Below are 19,577 nucleotides of genomic sequence, written 5' to 3'. Positions count from 1 at the left end.
AAAGTGCAACTTATTCAGATTCGGTCAGTAAGGGGAAATTCTAAAGCGTGGAAAACGGTTAGATGTGCTCCTATGCAACATCTTCTTCGTCATCATCATCATCGTCGTCAAACACAACGAGGTCATCGTCAAAATCATCGATCAATTTGACTTCCTCATTGTTCATCCGCTCTGCCAACGCAATATAGCTATCGATGGGCAATGCCGGCGCAAACAAAAACCCTTGTGCCTGACGAATACCCTTGGCGCGCAAATAGAGCGCTTGCTCTTCCGTTTCCACGCCCTCAGCGATGATTTCCGTGTTCAGCTCTGTCGCCATGCCAATCAGGGCATCAACCACCGGCACGGGCACATTGCGATGGCGGATCAATTCCACAAATACGCGGTCGATTTTAACAATATCAATCCCAAGCTTTTGAATATAAGCGAGGTTTGAATGCCCGGTGCCCGCATCATCAAGTGCAACCTTCGAACCGAGTTTGCGCAAATCTTCGATGACGGCGTTCACACCCTCCATATTGGACAGGGGCTGGCGTTCTGTAATCTCAAATACAAGCTGTGAATAACGCACAGCGGTGCCGCTAAAGATCGCCTTCACATCTTCCACTATCGCACCATCGCGGAAATGGCGTTCAAACAGGTTGATGCTGATTTTCAAATGCGGGTGACGCGCGCACAAATCTTCCAAATCATCGCGCACCTGCTCCATCAGTGACAAGGTCATCGGAATGGCAAGGCCGGAAAGTTCCGCATATTCAATAAAGGCGCCTGGCGAGATGATTTCACCATTTGGCTTTTCCCAGCGGATCAACACCTCGCACCCAGCGATTTGCCCGGTTTGCAGGTCAATCACCGGCTGATAACGCGGTTTCAGCTCGCCCGCCTGGATAGCACGCTCCAGATCGAAGGTCGGCACCTGTGAGCGCCGTACATATTGAATGCAAAGCCAAAGGAAAACGCCACTTGCTAAGCATGCAACAATGGTAAACCCGATTTTGAGGTCGGCATATTCAGCCCGCACCACATCCATCAGCACCGCAGCGCTCAATTTGATCGGCACGTTCTGCGCAACCTGCTCTACGAACAGGAAGTCGCGTTCCCGGTTAGGACTGTTGTAATAGGCATCCGGGTCACCAAACTCAAGAATCGCCAACCCACTTGTCAGTGCATATCTGGTCATAATTGCACCGCGGATCGCATTACTCTGTTGCACCAGCATTTGCACATTGATCGGCACAAAAGCGGAAACTTCGCGCCCCGGACGAACTTTCAAACTCACCTTGATCAAGGGTTGTTCACTGTCCTGGATGCGTACAATCGTCATTTCCTGCGGCCCAGTGGGCATCGTCATGGTCGGTGTAATGGTCGAGTATTTGAACCCTTTGCCATAAGCACTACAAAGAACATTGCCATCGGTCGAATTGACGACCAATTGACGAAGCAAATAGTTGGACCGCATTTGTTCGGCGGCGCTGTCGATAAATGTGGGGGTGCACAGGGATGGGCTGCGGCTGACAATCGCCGTAAGCGAACGAAGCGCGCTATCCACACTGCCCTGGGTCTCATTGATGATTGTATTGACTTGCTGCCGCAGCTCTTTGCTTTCGCGCATGCGGACATATTCATCCAACATGAAATCGACAGTTAGAATCGGGGCGAACGCCAACAAGGCGCACAAAAACATCAGAAAGTGAGAAAACTTGGCTTTCACCGTCGCCCTGCCCCGCAATTTAAGCCACTGAAATTATTTATACCCTAGCGGGCTTAACACAGGATTAACCACGTCCAAAGCAAAACGGCGCCCCCAAAGGAGACGCCGCTTCAAATTCGATTTATCGAAATCGCCTATTCTTTCGGCAAATTCAACCGGATATGCAATTCGCGCAACTGACGGGCGGAAACGTCTGATGGCGCATCCATCAGCAAATCTTCGGCCTGTTGGTTCATTGGGAATGCGGTCACTTCGCGAAGGTTTTCTTCGCCGCATAACAACATCACAATCCGGTCAATACCGGGGGCAATACCACCGTGCGGCGGTGCGCCATATTCCATGGCCCGCAACATGCCGCCAAATTTGTCATAAAGAACAGCTTCGTCATAACCAGCAATGTCGAATGCCTTCTTCATGATTTCTGGCCGATGGTTCCGGATCGCGCCAGAGCTCAACTCAAAACCGTTACACACAATGTCATATTGATAAGCATTGATGGTCAATGGATCTTGGTTTTCCAACGCCTCTAGGCCACCTTGCGGCATGGAGAATGGGTTGTGAGAGAAATCGACTTTCTTCTCGTCTTCGTCCCACTCAAACATAGGGAAATCAACAATCCAGCACAGCTCAAACCGATCCTTATCGATCAAATCAAGCTCTTGCCCTGCCCGTGTGCGAGCAGCGCCAGCAAAGCTGACGAACTTGGATGGCAGGCCGCATAGGAAGAAGACCGCATCGCCATCTTTCAGACCAAGCTGATCACGGATAGCTGCCGTGCGCTCTGGGCCAATATTCTTCGCAACTGGGCCAGCGCCCTCACCGTCACGGAAGAAGATATAGCCAAGGCCAGGCTGGCCTTCATGCTGTGCCCATTTGTTCATGCGGTCGCAGAATGCGCGCGAGCCACCCGTTGGTGCAGGGATCGCCCACACTTCAACTTTGGGGTCGTTGGCGATCTGGTTGGCGAAAATGCCAAAGCCAGAGCCGTCAAAATGCGCGGTCACGTCCTGCATCTCAATCGGGTTCCGCAAGTCTGGCTTGTCGTTACCATATTTGCGCATGGATTCTGCATAAGGAATGCGCGGGAATTCTTGGGTGACGGGCTTGCCTTCACCAAATTCTTCAAACACACCACGCAACACAGGCTCAATCGCTTGGAACACGTCTTCTTGTTCCACAAAGCTCATTTCGATATCGAGCTGATAGAATTCACCTGGTGACCGGTCGGCCCGGGCATCTTCATCGCGGAAACAAGGCGCGATTTGGAAATAACGGTCAAAGCCAGAAATCATCAACAATTGCTTGAACTGCTGCGGCGCTTGCGGCAGAGCGTAAAATTTGCCGGGATGCAGACGTGATGGCACCAAAAAGTCCCGCGCGCCCTCAGGGCTCGATGCGGTCAAAATCGGCGTTTGATATTCCATAAAGCCTTGATCGACCATGGTGCTGCGCAAGTGCGAAATGATCTTTGAGCGCATCACGATATTGTTGTGAATACGTTCACGACGCAAATCAAGGAAGCGGTATTTCAAGCGGATATCCTCAGGATATTCCTGCTCACCAAACACAGGCATCGGCAATTCTTTTGCCGCACCCAAAACTTCCATCTCGCGAATATAGATTTCAACTTCGCCGGTTGAGAGGTCTTTGTTCACAGTTTCAGCGCTACGCGCTTTCACTTCACCATCAACGCGAACAACATATTCAGAGCGGACTTTTTCAGCCAATTCAAACGCATCAGAATCAGGATCAATCACGCACTGGGTCATGCCATAATGGTCACGCAAATCGATGAACAATAGACCGCCATGGTCCCGGATGCGGTGCACCCAACCTGATAGGCGAACCTTCTCATCCACATGGTCTTTATTTAATTCAGCACAAGTGTGGCTACGATATAGATGCATCTAATCCAATCCCGGAATTTTTGGGGCAATTTTGCTGGCGAAAAGCGCACGCCATGCCCGATTTGTCAAGCATCTCATACGTTTTTCATTCTGCTCTTGCAAGTCAGCATCATTTCCAGCCATTATCGGCGCAACAAATAGCCTCGCAAGAACCGCGCAAAAATAACTGAAAGCACCTATGCATATAATTACTGAAACGTCCGAACTGGCCAGATTTTGTCAGGCTGCTGCTGCCCATCCTTACGTCACAGTCGATACTGAATTTTTGCGCGAGACCACCTATTGGCCCAAACTATGCTTGGTGCAAATGGCAACGCCCGACGAGGCCGTAATTGTAGACCCGATCGGTACTGACATTGACCTGGCGCCGATGTTCGAACTGTTCGCCAATGAAGATGTGGTCAAGGTTTTTCACGCAGCCAAGCAGGATGTAGAGATTTTCGTCAATCTTTCCGGTGAGGCGCCTAAATCCTTGTTCGACACTCAAGTGGCAGCTGCCGTTTGTGGTTTTGGCGACAGCATTTCCTACGACAATATGGTGCGGCAAATCACCGGGGCTCAAGTGGACAAAAGCTCCCGCTTTACCAACTGGTCTCACCGCCCCTTGACGGAAAAGCAACTCACCTATGCCCTTGGCGATGTCACCCATTTGCGCGACTGCTATTTGCACATTGTCGCCGAATTGGACAAACGCGATCGCTGGGCGTGGATCAATGACGAGTTGAAGGCGCTTATGCAACCGGAAAACTATGTGGTGATGCCCGAAAATGCGTGGAAACGCATGAAGATGAAGGTCAATCGTCCACGCGACTTTGCCCTGTTGAAGATGCTCGCGGCATGGCGGGAAGAAAAGGCGCAGAAACAGAATGTGCCACGAGGTCGCGTATTGAAGGATGAGGCCCTGTTCGAATTATCGCAGCAGCAACCCACCAACCCAAAAGCGTTTGACCGCCTCCGCGCCTTTTCAAATGGCTTCGGACGGTCCAGCACAGCCGCTGAACTGATCAAGATCGTAGAAGCGGCAAAAGAATTGGACAAATCTGAATTGCCCAAAATTCCCCGCAAGCCAAACGGCCCCTCACCCAAAGGCGCAATTGGCGATTTGTTGCGCGTGTTGCTGAAAGCAGTGAGCGAACAAGAGGGCGTGGCCCCGCGTATCATCGCCACCAGCGATGACATCGATTCAATCGTTTTGTCAGATCAAGCCGATGTGGCCGCCTTGACGGGCTGGCGCGCCGAAGTGTTTGGCGAAAAGGCGCTGGCAATCAAACATGGGAAAATGGCCCTGGGCGCCACAAGCGAAGGCATCGTGCCGGTCAAAGTTGACCTGACCCCAGAGGAAATTGACTAATTGATGCGAATTTCAGCTTGCCGATCCACAAGACTGGCAAGCTGATCAAAGCGTCGGATCATCTTTTCTGCCGCCAAAAATTCCAATCCCTTCGGGATGCATAAATAGAGTTTTTCGTCATCAGCCAACCAAGACAGCTGGTTTAAAACACCCGGCATAGCTGCGGAGAGCAGATAGGCGACCCGATAAATCGCGGCAACCGTCAATGCATGGTCGCGATGGCTCTCTTTGCACAGATTGAGAATATGATCATGGCCGAGCTTTTTGGCCTTCAACCCATTGTAACGGGCCGCCAGGACCATAGCGACATAGGCCCGTTCTGCGTGATCAAGCCCCACAAATGATCCAAGGGTGACCAAATCCACCGCCTGCGCGCCGCGATAATCTGGATGTCCGCGCCAGGACACGTCCGACAGCAAACAGGCGGCTTCGCGCAACCGTTTCAGCGCACCACTCTCTTCAATTCGCAATTGTGTGAAAAATGCCGATGTGAACGCGGATAGATCGGCACTGTGCGCCGGGGCACGAGAGCGCAGCAACGAATAGTCCCGACAGGCCAATAAAAGAGGGTCCGCCCGCTGATCATCATCGCTCAATTGACCAAACAGATAGCCTTCACGCAGGCCCAATGCCGAGAATTTTACCGATGAAAACGCGCCAATCTCCAGCACCGCCTTTAGCGCCGCAGCACCGAAGGGCAGCAATGTGCGCCGGTTCGACGATAGGCTTTGTGCCTCTTCAGGCAGCTCGCCTTTCTTAGCGCGCTTCAAAACATGGTCACAAAGGGCCAGCATATCCGGCGCATCCACGCGATATCCCTGCACCATGCTGAGCGGATATTCATGGGTGATCTGATGCAGTTTTGCCAAAGCACGCCACGTGCCGCCAATGGCAACAAATTCCGGCAAATGCTGATTTCGAATTAATGGCGATTGTTCAAGCTGCTTGCGCGCAAGCTCGAGCGCCTTTAGCGCATCATCGTCACTGTCATCTTGCAGCCGGATAGCGCCCAAAGTGTAGCTTTCACCGCCGAAAACATTGTCGCCATCAAGGCCTGCCAGTTCAAGACTGCCGCCCCCAAAATCGCCTAGCAATCCTCTCTGGTTGGGCATACCGGCCAAGGTGCCAAGCGCCGCATAATGTGCTTCCTCCTCACCAGAAAGGATTTGCACCTCAACGCCCATAATTTCTTGCACTGCTGTGATAAATTCGGCGCCATTTTTGGCGTCGCGCGTCGCCGCGGTCGCCAATACATAAAGCGTTTCGACCTTGGTGAGCTCACACACCATGGCAAACCGACGCATTCCCGTCAGCGCACGCTCAACCCCTTTGGCGTTGAGTTCGCCAGAATGGGCAATGCCGCGGCCAAGACCGCACGCTACTTTTTCATTGTAAAGTGGGGTGAGCGCCCGAACATGGCGCTCATAGATGACCAAACGAACAGAGTTGGACCCGATGTCCAATACAGCAATGGGATTGTCCCCACCGATACGCCCTTGCGCTGTGGGCTTACGCAACGCTTTTACAAAGCTTTTGATCAATCCTCGTCCTCATCATGACGACCATCCTGAGACAGTGCACTGCCCCGGCCTGAAAGCGACGGATTATTCATGAAATATTCCTGCGCATTAAAGACCGGTTCGTCCTCGAGCGGTTCGATCCGCCGCGATGTGCCATCGGGCAACACTTCCCAGCTTTGCTGATTGTCATTGATGTTGGCAACCATAATCCGATCAAGCACCTGCTTATGAACGGTTTTGTTGAACAGTGGCACAAGGGCCTCCACGCGCCCATCAAGATTGCGCGGCATTAGATCGGCGGATGAGATGAACACCGCTGCCTTGCGTGACGGCATTTCATGCCCCCGCCCAAAGCAGAAAATCCGCGAATGTTCGAGAAAGCGACCGACAATCGACTTAACACGAATTTTATCGGAAAAGCCCGGAATACCAGGCCGCAAACAGCAAATACCGCGCACCACCAGCTCAATTTCCACCCCAGCCTGCGATGCCACATAAAGCGCATCAATAATGCGCGGATCTACCAATGAGTTCATTTTGAACCAAATTGTTGCTGGCTTCCCTGCCTTGGCATATTCAATTTCAGCGTCAATATGCTCCAAAAGGGTTTCGCGCAACGACATGGGCGACACCGAAATGCACTCAAGGCCAGACGGTCTGGCATAGCCTGTCACAAAGTTAAACACCCGCGCCACATCGCGCGTGATCGCCCCGTTGGAGGTGAAATAGGACAAGTCGGTGTAAATCTTAGCGGTGATCGGGTGATAGTTGCCCGTGCCGATATGGCAATAGGACACCAGCTTGCCCTTCTTCTCCCGGCGGACCACTTGGCTCAATTTGGCGTGGGTTTTCCAATCGATAAACCCAAACACGACTTGCACGCCTGCCCGCTCCAAATCACGCGCCCAGCGAATATTCGCCTCTTCATCAAACCGCGCCTTAAGCTCCACAAGCGCGGTGACCGACTTGCCCGCTTCCGCCGCCTGAATCAGGGCTTTGACAATCGGGCTATCGTTAGAGGTGCGGTAAAGCGTTTGCTTGATGGCCACTACATCTGGATCAGACGCCGCTTGCTTGAGGAATTGCGCAACAATATCGAAGCTTTCATAGGGGTGATGCACCACAATATCTTTTTGCTTGATCGCCGCAAAGCAATCCCCGTTGTGATCGCGCACACGCTCTGGAAAGCGGGCATTAAACGGCTGGAACTTCAGTTTTGGCCGTTCAATATCGCAAAGCTTGGACGCATCCGCGAGGGCCAGAAAGCCCTCGACCTCAAATGTATCTTCAATACCCACATGCAGTTCGTCAGCAATACGACGACGCAAGCCGCGCGGCATAGAGCGTTCAATTTCCAGCCGGATCACCTGGCCGCGGCGGCGTTGCTTCAACGCAGACTCAAACTCCACCACCAGATCAGCTGCTTCATCATCAATCTCCATTTCGCTATCGCGAATAAGACGGAAAGCACCTGCCCCAACCACTTCATAACCGGGAAACATGCGCTCAAAAAACAGATTGATCAGCGTTTCAATCGTGACCATTTCGATGCGTTTGCCCGTGGTCAAATCCTGCGGCAAAAACACAAACCGATCCATGTTCTGGGGCACGCGCACCAAGGCAGTGAGCGTATGATCTTCGCCCCGCTGCTGCAATTCAAAGGCGAGCGAAAAGCCCAGATTGGGAATAAAGGGGAATGGATGCGCCGGGTCCACCGCCATAGGCGTCAGCACCGGAAAAATCTCTTCCTGGAACAATTCTTCTAAATATTTGAGCTGCTTGGGGCCAAGATCTTCTGTGTCCAACAACACGATCTCATGCTCTGCCAATTCATTGCGAATGGATCGCCAGCTATCTTGCTGCTCCAAATGCAGATGTTGCGCTAACGCCGCAATCTCTTCCAATTGTTCAGACGCTGTCATGCCATCGTCGCTCAACCGGGTCACCCCCGCGCGCAATTGGCCTTTGAGACCCGCCACCCGAACCATGAAAAACTCATCAAGGTTGCTGGCGGAAATCGAGACAAAGCGAAGGCGTTCAAGCAAAGGATGATTTTTGTTCCCCGCCTCTTCCAACACCCGCATATTAAATTGCAGCCACGACACCTCACGGTTCACAAAACGCGCAGGGCTTTTTGACAGCACTTCAATATCAGGGGCTTCGCTCTCCGGCATATCCGCCAGATTCATCATCTCATCCATAATTCACATCCAACAATTTGAGCCGCAATCGTGCGCGTTTGCGCAACCAAATCTGCGCCTTTGCCCAAGGGCTTAAATTGATTATATGGCAATTGTGTAACAGAATTATTGACTATAGAGCCGCGCCAAGGCTTCTCCGGCCAACCGTTTGGAAATTGGCTTATGCCGCTCGAGCGACATTTGATCCATCATTTCCACCAGCGTTACCACATGGGCGGGTGACCGCTCCATCCGCGACAGCAAATAAGGAATAAGGCCCGGATCAATCTGAATTTGTCGGTCATCGAACAGTTTGACGAACAATTGCGCCAAATGCGCATCATCAAGCGGCGATATTTCCAAGTTCAGCGCCAACCGAAGACGTGACCGCACATCCTGCGTTTCCAACGGCCACTCTGCCAACGTACGGTCTGCCGTCATCAAGAGCGGCATTTGCGATCGCATGGATTGATTGAGCAGGTTGAACAGCGGTGTTTCGCCCATCCAAAGCGCATTGCAATCCTCAACCAACAATGGCCCATCCATATGTTGCGGCCAAGCCGCCCCACTGTCGCGCGACAATATCTGCGCACCCGTGTGGGCCGCCCACATGTTCGCCAGATGGGTTTTGCCAGACTTTTCAGGCCCAATCAGCAAAGTGGTTGGCCCTGGCCATTCGCGCATGCCCATCAAATATTCATAAGCCTGCAAATTGCCGGCGCTCACCACAAAATCGTCCTCGCCGAGCGCCGTTTCAAATGGCAGGTCGAGCACCAATTGTTGTGAAGGAGCTTTTTGGGCGGTCATGCGCGATCCTTAAGCCTGCTCTTGGGCGGCATCAGATTCGCCCGCCATTTCTTTTTTCGCCTGCTCGAGCTCACGCTCGGTTTTGGCTTCGTAAAGCGAGCTCTCTAGATATTTGCGCACCGCATAGCGCACCAAAACGCCAGTAACAGCAGCCAATGGTACGGCCAACAACACGCCAACGGCACCAAACAAAAGCGCAAACGCAAACAACGCAAACATCAACCATACCGCGTGCACGCCGATGGAACGGCCAACCAGTTTCGGATAAAGCACATTGCCTTCAATAAACTGGCCAAACATAAAGATACTGAAAACCACGGCAATCATAGTCCAATCAGGCCAAAACTGCACGATCGCGACGCCCATGGACAAAACAAAACCAATAAGGAAACCCACATAGGGCACAAAGGAAAACAGGCCCGCAGACAAACCGATTGCCAAGCCGAAATTCAACCCCACCAAGGACAAGCCTGTAGCGTAAAACGCAGCCAAAATCAGCACCACGCTAGATTGGCCGCGCACAAAGCCCGCCATCGCCTGGTTGATCTCCACAAACACGTCGCGAATTTCGTCGCGATAGGCGCGTGGCAACAATTCATCGCCGCGCTTGATCATATTGTCCCAATCCAGCAGCAAATAGAATGCCACAACAGGCGTCACAATCAACAAGCCGACAACGTTGAGAACCGCCAAGCCGCTCTGCATGACGCGCGACAGGAGTTCGATGGCAAAGCCGACGCCCTGGCCCAGGAAGTTCGAAATATTGCCCTCAATTTCGGCCAATTGCTCCTCGCCAATCCATTCGCGCAAGGCGGGCGCATATTCGGACACCAATTCCTGCAAATCCTGCACATAGCCCGGCAAGCGTTCAGCCAACCCAACCATCTGCCCCAAAATGCTGGGCACAAGGAACAAAAAGGCCCCCACAAATGCTAGCACGCACAAGAGCATGATCAAAAAAGTGGCCCACAAACGGGAAAATTTCAGCCGCTCGAGAAAGTCTGCCGCGGGGTCCAGCATATAGGCCAAGACCATCCCGGCGATGAAAGGCAACAATATGCCGCGGAATACCCACAAAAACAAAACGGTGACCACCAAAATCACCAACCAGGTTTTTATTTGGTTTTGTAGTGTCATTCCCCACTCCCACTCTTGCGCGAACGCCCGCAATTCTTTATCAGCGCTGTTAAAGCGTTTGCGGCCCCGTTGCAAGAAGCTGCACTCTATGCCCCAACGCAAATTATGCATCTAATTTGTGCGATTGCACGTTGCCACACATATGGGGAATGGACCAGCCCAATGCCAGATCAGACCAAGAAAAACACAAATTCACTTTCTTATGCAGATGCAGGTGTGGATATCGATGCCGGAAACGCCTTGGTCGACCGGATCAAACCGGTCGTAAAATCCACAGCCCGCCCTGGTTCTGATACAGAAATCGGTGGTTTTGGCGGCTTGTTTGATTTGAAAGCCGCAGGCTTTAAAGACCCCATATTGGTCGCCGCAAATGATGGCGTGGGCACCAAACTCAAAATAGCAATCGATAGCGGCATTCACGACACGGTCGGCATCGACCTGGTAGCTATGTGCGTCAATGATTTGATCGTGCAAGGCGCGGAGCCCCTGTTCTTCCTCGATTATTACGCGACTGGCCAATTGGACAATGACGTAGCCGCTGCCGTGATTGAAGGCATTGCCGCAGGCTGTCGCGATGCCAATTGCGCCTTGATCGGCGGCGAAACGGCTGAAATGCCCGGCATGTACAGCAAAGGCGACTATGACCTTGCGGGCTTCTGTGTTGGTGCTGCGGAACGCGGCAATATGCTGCCCACAAACGACATTGGAGCTGGCGACGTGTTGATTGGCCTACGCTCCTCAGGCGTTCACTCCAATGGTTATTCGCTGGTGCGCAAAATCGTTGAGATCAGCGGCCTGAATTGGCAAAGCCCTGCCCCGTTTGAAGATGGGGTGACACTCGGCGAAGCATTGCTCCGTCCGACACGGATCTATGTGCGGCAAGTTTTGGCCGCCCTCAAGGCAGGCCACAAGATCAAGGCCCTCGCCCACATCACAGGTGGTGGCTTCACCGAAAATATCCCCCGCGTGTTGCCAGACACATTGGCGGCCAGCATTGACCGCTCAGCGATCAAAGCCCCACCAGTATTTGGCTGGTTGGCCAACACAGGTGGCGTGGAAACCAACGAAATGATGCGCACCTTCAATTGCGGCGTCGGCATGGTGCTCGTGGCCAGCAAAAATGAAGCGGATGAACTCATCAACGCATTGAAAGATGAAGGCGAAGAGCCAATCGTTCTGGGCGAACTGATCGAGCGCGATGGTGACGCCGTGACTTATAGCGGTGAGCTTGCGCTATGAGTGGCAAAACCAAAGTCGCCATTTTGATCTCAGGCCGCGGCTCAAACATGAAAAGCTTGATTCAAGCTGCGAAGGATAAGGAATATCCTGCTGAAATTATTGGCGTCTTCTCCAATCGCGCTGACGCCGCCGGGCTCGAATTTGCCAAGGACCATGGCATTCAAACAGCCGTTATCTCCCATAAAGACTTCGAAAGCCGCGAAGCCTTTTGCGACGCCCTTGATGAACAGCTTGAAGCGTGGGGCGCTGAGTTTATTTGCCTCGCCGGCTATATGCGCATCCATTCAAACGCATTTGCGGAAAAATGGTTGGGCAAGATGCTCAATATCCACCCCTCTCTGTTGCCACTCTTCAAAGGCCTGAAGCCTCAACAGCAGGCACTGGATGCAGGTGTGAAGGTCTCGGGCGCCAGTGTTCATGAAGTGATCCCTGAACTCGATGCCGGACCGATTGTGATGCAGGGCGTCGTGCCCGTACTCGAAGATGATGATGCCGACCGCCTGGCAGCCCGCATTCTCAAAATCGAGCATCAAATTTATCCCAAAGCACTGGCACATTATTTAAAGGTGCAAACCAATACTGACCGATCAGCCGCCGCTGATCAAAGCCTCATCTGGCCGCAATAGGAGATAACACATGACCAAAACCGTACTGATCACTGGCGCAAACAGAGGCATTGGATTGGAATTGGTCAAACGTTATTTGCAGGAAGATGAGTGGCACGTGATCGGCACGTGCCGCCATCCTGAAAACGCCGTCGAGTTAAAGCAACTGGTGGACAGCTCATCCAACCGACTGACAATCCTGCCCCTCGAAGTGACAGATAGCGCTTCAGTTTTGCAGCTCAAAAATAGCTTGAGCGACAAAATAATCGACGTGCTGATCAACAATGCAGGCATTTTCAACGATCGCGGTTCGAGTATTGGCTCGTTTGAATTTGACAAATGGGCCGAAAGCTTCGACGTGAATGTGCTGGGGCCGATGCGGGTGACAGAGGCATTGCGCGATAATCTTGACCATGCAAACACCGCCAAGATCGTCACCATCTCCAGCCAATTGGGCGCCCTTAGCCGTCGTGCTGTATCCAATTACGCCTATTGCAGCTCCAAAGCCGCACTCAACAAGGCCATGTCCACCCTGGCCAATGAGCTTGAGGACACCAACATGATCGTCGCCATGTTCCACCCGGGCTGGGTGCAAACAGACATGGGCGGCAGTGATGCGGAGATCACCCCGGCGCAAAGCGCTGATGGCATTTTCTCAACGACAGAAGAGCTGACCAAGGCTGACAGTGGCAAGTTTTTGAAATGGAATGGCGAAATCCACCCCTGGTAGACTGATCACGAGAATTGATCACACTATTGCCAAAAACGGTTCGACCAATTTTGACTCATCGGTTAGGTTCGTCGCGCTAATTAAGTCACGAAAGCAAAAACATGCGCATTTCCGATTGGTTGATTGTTATTCTGTTGGGCACCGTTTGGGGCGGATCATTTCTGTTCAACGCCATCATGGTGAAAGAAATTGATCCCATCACCATCTCATTCGGTCGTGTGTTTTTCGCCGCACTTTTGTGCTGGGCGGTCTTTTTTGCCCTTGGCAAGCGCATCAGTATTAACGGGAAAACACTTTTGGGCCTGTTTGTCCTTGGCGTCATCAATTTCGCCATTCCATTTGCTCTGTTTCCACTGGCGCAAAAGAGTGTTTCTGTTGGTGTATCCGGGATCACCAATGCCCTCACCCCGATCATGGTAGTGATTGTTTCGCAATTGTGGCCTGGCGGGGAAAAGGCGACTTTTAACAAATCTCTCGGTGTCTTGGCGGGCTTTACCGGTGTCACCATTCTGGCCATTCCGGCTCTGCAACAGGGTGGACACAGCGAAGTGTGGGCCATCGGGCTGATCATGTTGGCAACGCTTTGCTATGGTTTCGCCATGAACATTATCCGTTCATACCACCATATCGATTCCACGCTTACTGTCTGTGTTGCACTCACCGGCGCATCGCTGGCCCTGTTCCCCTTCATGCTGGCAATTGAGGGGGTTCCCACCATTGCCAAGCCCGAAACATGGTGGTCCATCGGGTACATCTCGATCATTGCAACGGGTATTCCGTTCCTGATCGTCTATAAGCTTGTGGAACGTGTTGGCGCCACCAACTTCTCCACCGCGACGTTCGTTGCGCCAATCTCAGCCCTGATTTTGGGCTTTGTTGTGCTCGGCGAGCCGATTTTGCCTGTGCATCTATTTGGCATGTTGGCGATTTTTGTGGGGATCTTGATGATCGATGGGCGGCTTTTCCTATTGTTTAAAAAGGCCAAACCGAGCATTTAGAGTGCCTTGGCATCTGGAATTGATCTTTTATGCAAGCACTTAATGAGGGCGTAAACTCAGTCACACCCTCATTAAATCGTGTGCTATTTGCTACTGAACGGAACCGCGTGGCGCGAACAATATGATCATCGCCGCGAGAACGGCCAACCCGGCACCAATCAAATCCCATCTGTCAGGTATTTGCCCTTCCGCCCCCCAAAGCCAAAGCAGTGATGCAGCTATATAAATACCACCATAGGCCGCGTAAGCCCGGCCTGCATGGTCGCTTGGGGCCAGCGTGAGCAAGTAAGCAAAAGCAATAAGCGCCACTATGCCAGGAGCTGCCCACCAGATGGACTTGCCCATGCGCAGCCACGCCCAAAATGCAAAGCAGCCCGCAATTTCCGCAAGCGCAGCGGCGGCATATATTGCAGCAGTCAAAACAACTTGGTTCATGGTTTCACCATACCTGACTTTTTTTCAACATATCGATCTCAACCGATCCATAAAGCTTTCGGGCTTGTCTATAGGCAGCTCGCAAGACTCGCCAGCATTGCAACCAGCGTTGGGTCCGCAGGAGCAAGACTTGGTCCGCAACTGCGCCTTGCGCTGCTTATGACGATACCAAATATAGGCCCCACCGCCAGCGAGAAACAGCGCCGCCAGCCCAAACTGGCCTAAGAGTGAAAGGGTGACACCACCAGCAGCAAACAAGGCGATCACCGGCGGGGCAATAAGGGGCGCACAACAAACCACGCAGGCCGCCACAAGCACTCCACCCGTTTTGGCCGCATTCATTTTTGTGGAACTTTTGCTCATGCTATCCCCCGATCTATTTTTGCTACAAAGCTGTCGAACAATTCATCGATTATTGCTGCTGCCGATTTCGGCGCAGTGATGGTTAGGTCCACCTTGTCGTCACTATGCTGCCATGCAAAATCAAGGAACGGGCAGCACTCCGCTTCCTTGGCCACAAGGTTTTGCAGCGTGCTCAAAGCTTCCTTGCTATAGGTGAGCTGCAGCCGCAGTGGTTCGCGCTGGCTGGCGAGCAGCGCACGCTGCCCAAGCGCCTCGATATTTTCTGCACGTTTCTTAAACCCATTGCCCAGCGAACATGCGATCACAGGCGTAGGTTCAATGTTGTCGCGGGCTGCTGAGCCACATGTCGAACAACATGTGTCCGTTGCGATATTTTCTGAATTGGTCTCCATCTCAAATCTCTCCATCCTTGTTCACGATAGACAGACCTTACTTCTTCAAGTAACTTTAAGGGCAAGAGGAAAATTGAAATTGGAGTTCTTAATGGCGAGACAAGTGCAACGACTCACCATAGGCGCGTTGGCGAAGGCCACAGGCGTGACCACGCCAACAATCCGTTATTATGAGGATATTGAACTCCTCCCACCCGCCGAACGGTCGGAAAATGGGCAGCGCATGTATGTTCAGACCGATGTTTCTCGCTTGATATTTATCAAGCGCTGCCGCGACTTCGGTTTTTCAATTGAGCGGGTTCGGCTGCTTTCAGGTCTTTCAGTTAGCCAGGACAAGGATTGCTCTGAAGTGCGCGACATTGCACGTGTTCATCTGGACGAAGTGCGCACCCGCCTTGAGGAACTAAAGGCGCTGGAGTGCAGCCTAAGCAATTTTGTCGGCGCCTGCGATAAAGCCTGTGCGGGCGGGGCGAGCGTGGATTGTACAATCTTCAAGGATCTATCAGAACCAACACAGAATTGCTGCTAACACGGCAATGGGGCCCATAAGGTTTCCCTCAATGCTCACAGCGACTTGGTCCTACGGAACTCATAGAGTTCATCGTCCGCGAACCGTTTTTACCCGTGCATCTGTTTCGCATGATGGCAATTTTGTGAGGATCTTGATGATTGATAGGCGGCTTTTCCTACTGCCTAAGAAGGCCAAACCGAGCATTTAGAGCGTCAATTCCATCAAAATCTCGTTGACGCCTTCTGGTGCAAACTCAGACGGAGCGCGTGCTTTCTCCACAAAGCCGTAGGCCTGGTAAAATCGAACAGCTCGATGGTTGGGTTCATAAACCTCCAACCGCACCAAACGGGCTTGCGGAAACGCGGCAATGCCCTCGTCCAGCATTTTCTTGCCAAGCCCCAAGCCGTGATATTGAGATGCAAGATAGAGGCGCGCCACCCGGACAATGCCGGGTTCTACCTCACGCATCAAAATCTGCCCGACGACCTCGTCACCATCCACCGCTAGCAACGAGAGAATAGCGTCGCTCTCAGCTTCTTTGCGCAATTGCTGATCCGTCAGCCACAAGCTCACAAACCGCTCAACGCGCTTTGCACCAATGAACCCGTCGTAGGTTTCATGCCAAATGGCCCTCATACAGGTTCTCAGCTTTGCTATGTCGTCCACCCGACTAGGGCGAATAAGGATTTCACTGTCCATGTCGAAATTATAATCAGATTAGAGGTGAAACCAAGCTAAAGCGCCTTGGTCATCCGAAATTCATAAAGTTCATCATCCGCAAGCTTGTCACGCAATTTTTCGCAAACGGCAAAGCCTTGCGCCCTGTAAAACGCCACCGCCCGCGCATTGTTTTCATACACCTCAAGGCTGACACGCCTACCTTGCGGAAATGCGGACAGCGCGACATCCAGCAATTGCGCGCCAACACCATGACCATGGTAGGTCGCTTGGAGATAAAGTCGCCTGAGATGCAAATGCCCCTCACCTTCGTCCGCGACGAGAGCATGGCCGACAATGTCGCCATTATTTTCGGCAACCAAGGACACACAATTTTCTGCAGTCGTTTCGGCCGCCAGCTTTTCAGGCGTGTGCCACATTGTTGTGAGTTGGTCGACACGCGCACGACCCAAAAACGGCGCGTAGGTCTGATGCCACACCTGCTGCAGCATCGCCTTCAACCCAGAAACATCATCAGCCCTTGTGCGGCGGATAAGCACGTCAGCACCTCAAATCGTATGTCGAACAAGATGAGGTTGGCGCTTGCTTTCAACTGCCCACCACTCTTTCTTCAGCTGAGCGCGACTTTTGGGCAATTTTTGGTCGAGAACATCAATGGATTGAATGCGGTCCGCCCGGAAGGCGCGAAAATCCTGCCGCAACTCACACCAGCCGAGCAAAAGCCGCTTGAAGTTAAAATAGCCAAGCGATATCGGCCACACCCGCCGCCGCGATTGGGCGCCCGCCTCATTGATATAGTCAATCTCGATGATTTGACCGCTGCGCAGCGCCTGCCGCAATTGCCCGGAGGTTACCACACCAACATAGGTTTCCGTGCTGCCAGGCGGCGCATAAAGCGACACATCGTAAAATTCGTCGCGCAAATGATCCGGCAAAACGGCCGCTATCTTGGCCACAATATCTTTGGCTGCCATTTGCTGATCAGCGTCGCCGTGCGCTTCCACCCAACGCGCCCCCAGCATCAACGTTTCCAGCTCAAGCGAATTGAAAAGAAGTGGCGGTAAATCAAGCCCATCTTCAAGCACATAGCCAACCCCCGCCTCACCGCGCACAGGCACACCGACAGATTCCAGCGACGCCATATCGCGATAGATGGTGCGGGGTGTTACCTCAAGTTCTTCAGCGATCTTTTGCGCCGAAATGGGCTGATATTTGGCGCGGCGCAAAATCTGCACAATTTGTAATAACCGATCTGCGCGACGCAATTTAATTCTCCATGCTGACACAACGCTGTCAGTAGCGTGTCAGTATTTTAATCGTCATTCAAGCCAAATCAAAGGATGCAGATATGACGATCAAATTTTTCCAACCGCCCGTGGCGCCAGGCACCCCTTGCCTGAGCCCCTTTTGCGCCAAACTCGACATGCTGTTGCAACTCTCCGAACTCGATTTTGAACGCCATGTGCAAGGCGACCCGCGCGAAGGGCCGAAACAAAAAGTACCCTTCATCGAAGACGCAGGCAAACGGCTGGGAGACAGCAATTTTATTGCCGAATATTTGCAGGAACAGCACGATTTTGACTCACTACGCCATCTAAGCGCAACGGACCGCGCCATGGGCAACATGGTGATTTCAACAGTGGAAGAAAAGCTCTATTGGGTGCTCGTATATGGCCGTTGGCACAAGCCAGAGAACGCGGCAATTATGAAGTCGATCTTCTTTGGCCACATGCCCGATGACGCGATGCGCAAAGAGATCAGCGATGGCGCAGAGCAAATGATCAACAACACGCTTTATGGCCAGGGCATTGGCCGCCACACAGAGGAAGAAGTGGTGGCGATCGGCTGCCAGATCATCGACGATTTAAGCACGCTTTTGGGCGACAGCACCTGTTTTTTCAGCAACATTCCAACGCTTATCGATGCCAGTGTTATCGGCTCATTGGTCAATTTCGCCTACGGCCCGGTGCAATCACCGGTGGCTGAACATATACGGCAAAAGCCCAATTTGGTGCAGTATATGGATCGGCTGGCGCAGCAATATTTTCCCAATTTGGAAAAGCAAGCGGCATAAAGAATTGGGGCGGCTTGCCGCCCCATCATGCGCTATTCCTGCATTGGCACGGTGGGCGAAGACACATCGATCATCTGACCATTTGGATCTTCAACCAACAAGCGTTCTTGCCCATAGGGCATGGCTGTGGGCGGTGAAATGATGTTGGCACCCGCCTGTTGCGCCGCAGCATGGGCAATATGAACATCCGCCACGACAAAATTGAGAATACCGCCAGTGGCGCGGGCGGCCATTCCTTCAGGGACAATCGGGTTGTTGGCATCAAGGATCGCCAATTCGATCACTGGACCATCTACCGGGGTGAGAATCACAAACCAATCACTGTCGAAATGGCGCTTCAGGTCCAAAATGTCGGTATAAAAAGTGGCTGTTGCCTCCACATCCTGTGCAAGCATTGTATAGAAAATACGCGAAACCTTATTGCTCATAAAAATCTCCTGAGAAAAGAATTTAAAGAACTTTGGTCATCTTGATGCTGGGCGGCTCATTTTCTGGCGTCGGCTCCGGCCCAGCTTCAAAAAAGCCGATATGCTTATAAAATCCGATGGCGGCCTGGTTTTTCTCCAAAACAGCCAGTTCCAAATGCACCGTGCCCGGAAATACTTCGAGCACTGCATTTAGCAGCGTGGTGCCAATTCCCGCGCCTTGCGCTGTTTCCAACACATAAAGATAGCCGATCAAAACAGATCGGTTTTCGCGTGGCAATGCATAGCAATGCCCTACGATTAATCCATCATTTATGGCCAGAATATTGGCGGCATTTTTGTCGGCGATACGCTCTTTAAAATTGCGCGGCGCCAACCACATCTCGCAAATCTCATCAAGCTGATGCCCGGGCATCAGCCCGCGATAGCTTTCGCGCCAAGACTGCCGCATCATCACGCTGAGTGCACTTGCATCGGCAAGGCGAGCGTCGCGGATCGAAAATGCCATCGGACC

Annotated in this window: 21 protein-coding genes; 7 read left to right on the top strand and 14 right to left on the bottom strand. The window is 52.3% G+C overall.

Annotation, left to right across the window (positions count from 1 at the left end; genetic code table 11):
* Positions 1-70: 70 nt before the first annotated feature.
* Positions 71-1,633, bottom strand: coding sequence for an EAL domain-containing protein (locus G549_RS21425; RefSeq protein ID WP_169449646.1), 1,563 nt, complete (start codon positions 1,631-1,633; stop codon positions 71-73).
* Between the two features lie 212 nt (positions 1,634-1,845).
* Positions 1,846-3,618, bottom strand: coding sequence for an aspartate--tRNA ligase (aspS, locus tag G549_RS0111765; RefSeq protein WP_027835198.1), 1,773 nt, complete (start codon positions 3,616-3,618; stop codon positions 1,846-1,848).
* A 178-nt stretch (positions 3,619-3,796) separates the two neighbouring features.
* Between aspS and rnd the strand changes: the two genes are divergently transcribed.
* Complete coding sequence (rnd, locus tag G549_RS0111755; RefSeq protein ID WP_036222539.1) at positions 3,797-4,969, top strand: ribonuclease D; 1,173 nt, start codon at positions 3,797-3,799, stop codon at positions 4,967-4,969.
* On the opposite strand, the gene G549_RS0111750 is transcribed toward rnd, so the two are convergent.
* The 4 genes from G549_RS0111750 to G549_RS20105 all read right to left on the bottom strand — a co-directional run bounded on the left by G549_RS0111750 (position 4,966) and on the right by G549_RS20105 (position 10,613).
* Entirely contained in the window at positions 4,966-6,510 is a 1,545-nt protein-coding gene (locus G549_RS0111750) for a Ppx/GppA phosphatase family protein (RefSeq protein WP_051213721.1), read from the bottom strand. The genes rnd and G549_RS0111750 overlap by 4 nt on opposite strands.
* Positions 6,507-8,690 carry an RNA degradosome polyphosphate kinase gene (locus G549_RS0111745; RefSeq protein ID WP_027835195.1) on the bottom strand — a complete coding sequence of 728 codons (2,184 nt, stop codon included), beginning with the start codon at positions 8,688-8,690 and terminating at the stop codon, positions 6,507-6,509. The genes G549_RS0111750 and G549_RS0111745 overlap by 4 nt, the downstream gene beginning before the upstream one ends.
* Before the next feature lie 105 nt (positions 8,691-8,795).
* Positions 8,796-9,476: a P-loop NTPase family protein gene (locus G549_RS0111740; protein WP_027835194.1), complete on the bottom strand. Its 681-nt coding sequence runs from the start codon at positions 9,474-9,476 to the stop codon at positions 8,796-8,798.
* A 9-nt stretch (positions 9,477-9,485) separates the two neighbouring features.
* Positions 9,486-10,613, bottom strand: coding sequence for an AI-2E family transporter (locus tag G549_RS20105; protein WP_084634155.1), 1,128 nt, complete (start codon positions 10,611-10,613; stop codon positions 9,486-9,488).
* A gap of 162 nt (positions 10,614-10,775) precedes the next feature.
* Between G549_RS20105 and purM the strand changes: the two genes are divergently transcribed.
* The 4 genes from purM to G549_RS0111715 all read left to right on the top strand — a co-directional run bounded on the left by purM (position 10,776) and on the right by G549_RS0111715 (position 14,185).
* Positions 10,776-11,852, top strand: coding sequence for a phosphoribosylformylglycinamidine cyclo-ligase (purM, locus tag G549_RS0111730; RefSeq protein WP_027835193.1), 1,077 nt, complete (start codon positions 10,776-10,778; stop codon positions 11,850-11,852).
* The gene (purN, locus tag G549_RS0111725) at positions 11,849-12,478 is read left to right on the top strand and encodes a phosphoribosylglycinamide formyltransferase (protein ID WP_027835192.1); all 630 of its coding nucleotides are present in this window, start codon (positions 11,849-11,851) and stop codon (positions 12,476-12,478) included. The genes purM and purN overlap by 4 nt, the downstream gene beginning before the upstream one ends.
* Positions 12,479-12,488: 10 nt before the next feature.
* Positions 12,489-13,187 (top strand): SDR family oxidoreductase, encoded by a 699-nt coding sequence (locus G549_RS0111720; RefSeq protein WP_027835191.1) that lies wholly within the window; start codon positions 12,489-12,491, stop codon positions 13,185-13,187.
* Positions 13,188-13,288: 101 nt separating this feature from the next.
* Positions 13,289-14,185, top strand: a complete 897-nt coding sequence (locus tag G549_RS0111715) for a DMT family transporter (RefSeq protein WP_027835190.1) — start codon at positions 13,289-13,291, stop codon at positions 14,183-14,185.
* A 90-nt stretch (positions 14,186-14,275) separates the two neighbouring features.
* On the opposite strand, the gene G549_RS0111710 is transcribed toward G549_RS0111715, so the two are convergent.
* Genes G549_RS0111710 through G549_RS0111700 form a run of 3 tightly spaced genes read right to left on the bottom strand, consistent with a single transcriptional unit; the run spans position 14,276 to position 15,375 of the window.
* A complete protein-coding gene (locus G549_RS0111710) occupies positions 14,276-14,620 on the bottom strand; it encodes a YnfA family protein (RefSeq protein WP_084634154.1) in 345 nt (114 codons plus the stop codon).
* Between the two features lie 24 nt (positions 14,621-14,644).
* On the bottom strand, positions 14,645-14,983 hold the full coding sequence (locus G549_RS0111705; protein ID WP_027835188.1) for a hypothetical protein: 339 nt from the start codon (positions 14,981-14,983) through the stop codon (positions 14,645-14,647).
* On the bottom strand, positions 14,980-15,375 hold the full coding sequence (locus G549_RS0111700; protein WP_051213719.1) for a hypothetical protein: 396 nt from the start codon (positions 15,373-15,375) through the stop codon (positions 14,980-14,982). Before G549_RS0111700 ends, G549_RS0111705 begins: the two co-directional genes overlap by 4 nt.
* A gap of 91 nt (positions 15,376-15,466) precedes the next feature.
* Here G549_RS0111700 and G549_RS0111695 point away from each other — a divergent pair, with 91 nt between their 5' ends.
* Entirely contained in the window at positions 15,467-15,904 is a 438-nt protein-coding gene (locus tag G549_RS0111695) for a MerR family transcriptional regulator (RefSeq protein ID WP_027835186.1), read from the top strand.
* A 186-nt stretch (positions 15,905-16,090) separates the two neighbouring features.
* Here the strand turns inward: G549_RS0111695 and G549_RS0111690 are convergent, their stop codons facing one another.
* From G549_RS0111690 to G549_RS0111680, 3 genes are all read right to left on the bottom strand, one after another.
* The gene (locus G549_RS0111690; protein WP_027835185.1) at positions 16,091-16,522 is read right to left on the bottom strand and encodes a GNAT family N-acetyltransferase; all 432 of its coding nucleotides are present in this window, start codon (positions 16,520-16,522) and stop codon (positions 16,091-16,093) included.
* A gap of 98 nt (positions 16,523-16,620) precedes the next feature.
* Complete coding sequence (locus G549_RS20100; protein WP_051213717.1) at positions 16,621-17,103, bottom strand: GNAT family N-acetyltransferase; 483 nt, start codon at positions 17,101-17,103, stop codon at positions 16,621-16,623.
* Positions 17,104-17,112: 9 nt separating this feature from the next.
* On the bottom strand, positions 17,113-17,829 hold the full coding sequence (locus G549_RS0111680; RefSeq protein WP_027835184.1) for a helix-turn-helix transcriptional regulator: 717 nt from the start codon (positions 17,827-17,829) through the stop codon (positions 17,113-17,115).
* Positions 17,830-17,912: 83 nt separating this feature from the next.
* Here G549_RS0111680 and G549_RS0111675 point away from each other — a divergent pair, with 83 nt between their 5' ends.
* Positions 17,913-18,638 carry a glutathione S-transferase family protein gene (locus G549_RS0111675; RefSeq protein ID WP_027835183.1) on the top strand — a complete coding sequence of 242 codons (726 nt, stop codon included), beginning with the start codon at positions 17,913-17,915 and terminating at the stop codon, positions 18,636-18,638.
* A 32-nt stretch (positions 18,639-18,670) separates the two neighbouring features.
* On the opposite strand, the gene G549_RS20095 is transcribed toward G549_RS0111675, so the two are convergent.
* Positions 18,671-19,066 (bottom strand): VOC family protein, encoded by a 396-nt coding sequence (locus G549_RS20095; RefSeq protein ID WP_036222534.1) that lies wholly within the window; start codon positions 19,064-19,066, stop codon positions 18,671-18,673.
* A gap of 22 nt (positions 19,067-19,088) precedes the next feature.
* Entirely contained in the window at positions 19,089-19,571 is a 483-nt protein-coding gene (locus tag G549_RS0111665) for a GNAT family N-acetyltransferase (RefSeq protein ID WP_169449645.1), read from the bottom strand.
* Between the last annotated feature and the right edge of the window lie 6 nt (positions 19,572-19,577).

The organism is Maritalea myrionectae DSM 19524 (assembly GCF_000423365.1).
GTDB lineage: Bacteria > Pseudomonadota > Alphaproteobacteria > Rhizobiales > Devosiaceae > Maritalea > Maritalea myrionectae.
This window is presented reverse-complemented; position numbering and strand designations above follow the sequence as displayed.